This is a genomic window from Streptomyces bambusae (genome assembly GCF_019400985.1).
GTDB lineage: Bacteria > Actinomycetota > Actinomycetes > Streptomycetales > Streptomycetaceae > Streptomyces > Streptomyces bambusae_A.
The window spans coordinates 1-3532 of record NZ_WTFF01000496.1 but is presented as its reverse complement, the minus strand read 5'-3'; the positions used below and the strand labels follow the sequence as shown (position 1 = coordinate 3532).

Genomic DNA, 3532 nt, shown 5'->3' with positions numbered 1-3532 from the left:
GGATGTCGCCCTGGGTGCTGGTGTCGGTCCGCAGGGGCAGGTCCGCCGCCGGGCCCCGGGCCGCCAGCGGCGCGTACCCGGTGAACAGCCGCGGCCGCTCGCGCCGCAGCCGCAGCAGCGCCGCGGTCAGCGCCAGCTTCTCCTCCGACAGTCCGAGCGGCGCCCCGCCCGCGTCCAGCCGGGCCAGGGCCTGCCGGTGGAAGGTGGCCGGGCGGCGGTTGTCCGGATCCACCAGGGCCCGGTACTCGGCCTCGCAGCCCTGGTAGACCTCGGGTACGCCGGGCATCGCCAGGTGCAGCAGGGTCAGGCCGAGGACGTTGGCCCGGGCAGCCTCCGCCAGGTCCGCCGGCAGCTCCGCATCGGCCGTGTCCGGCACGTACGAGGCCACCCGCGCCTCGTACGCCTCGTCCGGCTCCGTCCAGGTGGTGTGCAGGCCCGCCTCCCGTACGGCCTTGAGCAGGGCCGCCGTCAGGCGCGCCGCCCGGTCCGGGGCGGGGCCCAGCCCCAGCGACGTCTGCCGGGCCGTCCAGGCGAGCTGCGGGTCGGCATCCGCCGGAAGACCGGCCCGGCCGCGGCCCGTCGCCGCCGCCGGACGCTGCGACAGCGCCGCGATCCGGGCCCGCACGTCCGCGCTCCGCTTGGTGTCGTGCGTGGACAGCACCGTGCCCGTGGCCGGCCAGTCCCGCTCGATCCGCGCGCAGTACGCGTGGAACTCCGCCGGCGGCACCGCCGGCCGGCCCGGGTCACCGCCGACCTCGGTGGCCGACAGCAGCGGGGCGTAGCGGTAGAAGGCGCGGTCCTCCAGCGACTTGGCGCGCAGCGCCGCCGAGGTCTGCGCGAAGCGCGCCGCGAACGCCGGATCGTGCAGCAGCAGTTCCCGTACGGCGTCCACGGCGCCCGGCGCGGCCATGGTCTTGGCCCGCTCCACGGCCTCCGGCGCGGGTCCGGCGTCGCCGGGGTAGGGCCGGTACACCGGGTACGCGACGAGTAACTCCACGACGGCCGCGAGGAGTTCCCCGCCCTCACCGGCCCTGCTGTCGCCGGCCCAGCCGCCGCCACCCCCGCCGCCCTCCCGGCCGTCACCTCCGACTCCGCCGCCACGCACGGTCCCGGTCGCAGCGCCGCACATCCGCCCCAGTGTCGCCAGCTCGGCCGCCAGGTCGACCGTCAGCACCGAGCGCGCGCAGTCCTCCGCCGTCTCCGCCCAGCGGGGCATCCCGGTGAACTCGGCGTACGCTGCGGCTAGTTCGGATGCCCCCACCGGGTCGGTGAACAGCCCGTCCAGCCGGCGCAGGGTGTCGTAGCCCGTCGTCCCGGCCACCGCCCGCGCCCACCCGTCCGGCAGCCGCTCCCCGTCGGCCAGGATCTTCTCCACGACCACCCAGCAGTCGTCCCCGACCTCGGTCCGCAGCCTGCGCAGATAGCCCTCCGGGTCGGCCAGGCCGTCCACGTGGTCGATCCGCAGCCCCTCGGCCACCCCGTCCCGGACCAGCTCCAGCACCTTCCCGTGGGTGGCGGCGAACACCTCGGGGTCCTCCACCCGCACCCCGATCAGCTCCGAAATGGTGAAGAACCGGCGGTAGTTGAGGTGGGTGCGGGCCTCTCGCCACCAGGCCGGCCGGTACCACTGGCGGGCCAGCAGCTGCGGCATCGGCAGCCCGGCCGTCCCCTCCCGCAGCGGGAACTCCCGCCCGCCGCAGACCAGCACGCCCCCCACGACCTCCGGCGCGCAGTCCTCCAGGGGCGCGGGCAGTACGGGCAGCAGCACCTGCCCGCCGCCCGCCCGCCAGTCGATGTCGAACCACCGCGCGTACGGCGACCCGGGGCCGGTCCGCAGCACCTCCCACAGCGGCCCGTTGAGCCGCAGCGGCGAGGGCACCGCCATGTGGTTCGGGACGATGTCCAGGACCAGGCCCAGCCCGTGCCCGCGGGCGGTCTGCGCCAGCGCGCGCAGCCCGGCCTCCCCGCCGAGCCCCCCCCGCACCCGGGTGTGGTCGGTCACGTCGTAGCCGTGCGCCGACCCCGGAACCGCCTCCAGGACCGGGGACAGGTGCAGGTGGGACACGCCGAGCGCGGCGAGGTAGGGTACGGCTGCCCCGGCCGCCTCGAAGCGGAACTCCGGGCGGAGCTGGAGTCGGTAGGTGGCAGTGGGGCTGCGGACTTCCGGGCGGCTCCCCGGGCGGACGGTCGAGTACTGCTCGGTCATGAGAACGTACGTACCCAGCCTGACGTTTTCCGTGCCATTGCCCAGTGCATCCGGGTGACTGCGCCGCGTTAGCGTCTCGCAGGTGCAAGCCACCGTCGACACGTATCGAAGAGTCATCGCCCTGACCGGGCCCGCCCTCCCCGTCCTGTCCTTCCTCGCCCGACTCCCCGTCGCCATGGCCCAGTTCGGCAGCGTGCTGCTGGTCGCCGCGACCAGCGGCTCGCTGGCGACCGCCGGGATCGTCGGCGGCACCCTGTCCGCCGGACAGGTGGTGTGCGGCCCCCTGCTCGGGCGGCTCGCCGACCGCCGCGGCCAGCGGCCCGTCGTCCTGGCCGCCGCCTCCGTCAACGCCCTCGCCACGGCGGGGCTGGTCACCGGAGCCCTCGCCGGCCTCGGCACGGTCCCGCTCGCCGCGGTCGGAGCCCTCACCGGTGCGTCCGTACCGCTGATCGGGCCGCTGGCCCGGACCCGCTCCGTCGCGCTCGCGCACCGCGCGCAGGCGGACGAGAGCGTCGTCGCGGCCGTGCACTCCCTCGAAGGAACCCTGGACGAGGTCTCCTTCGTCATCGGTCCGGCCCTCGTCGGACTCGCCGCGCTCGTCGCCCACCCCGCCGTGGCCCTCGGCGGCGCGGCCGCCCTCGTCGCCGTCTTCGGCACCGCCTTCGCGCTGCACCCGACCGCCGCCGTCACGGCCGGTCAGCACGGCGCCGGGCGGAAGCGGAAGGCGCGGGAGAGGAAGGCGCGCCGCGCCGGCCGGCACCCCGCGGTCGTGTACTCCGTCCGGGGCTCGCTGGCCCTGCAGGGGGCCATGTTCGGCGGCTGCCAGGCCGGGATCGCCGCGCTGACCGAGCGGCTCGGCGTGCCGGGCCAGGCCGGCATCGTGTACGCCGCCATGGGCGTGGTCAGCGCCGGTGTGGGCCTGGCCCTCGGCGCGCTGCCCGCCCGCTACGGCCTGCGCCTGCGCTGGCGGGCCGCCACGGCCGCCGCACTCGTGCTGTCCGTGCCGCTGCTGTTCACCGACGGCCTGTGGGCGCTGTACGCCGTCGTCACCGTCCTCGGCGCCGCGTACGCGCCCCACCTGATCACCGCGTTCGCCCTGACCGAGCGGGCGGTGGCGCCGGACCGGCTGGCGGAGGCGATGGCCTTCGCCGCCAGTTCGCTGGTCGCCGGGCAGGCCGTCGCACTCGCCGTCTCCGGGCGGCTCGCCCAGTGGTACGGGCCCGCCGGGGCCTTCGCGGTCGCCGTGGGCGCGGCCGCGGCAGCCCTCGGGCTGGCCCTGTGCACCCGGGTGCCGGCGACCCGCACCCACCGCCCGGCCGCCCACAC

General features: G+C 76.8%; 2 protein-coding genes. One reads left to right on the top strand and one right to left on the bottom strand.

Annotation, left to right across the window (positions count from 1 at the left end):
• On the bottom strand, positions 1-2206 hold a 2206-nt coding region (locus GPJ59_RS34630; RefSeq protein ID WP_219671998.1), incomplete at its 3' end, for a malto-oligosyltrehalose synthase.
• Between the two features lie 82 nt (positions 2207-2288).
• On the opposite strand from GPJ59_RS34630, the gene GPJ59_RS34625 reads away from it, so the two are divergent.
• Positions 2289-3532, top strand: a 1244-nt coding sequence (locus tag GPJ59_RS34625; RefSeq protein ID WP_219671996.1) for an MFS transporter, incomplete at its 3' end; no start/stop codon positions are given.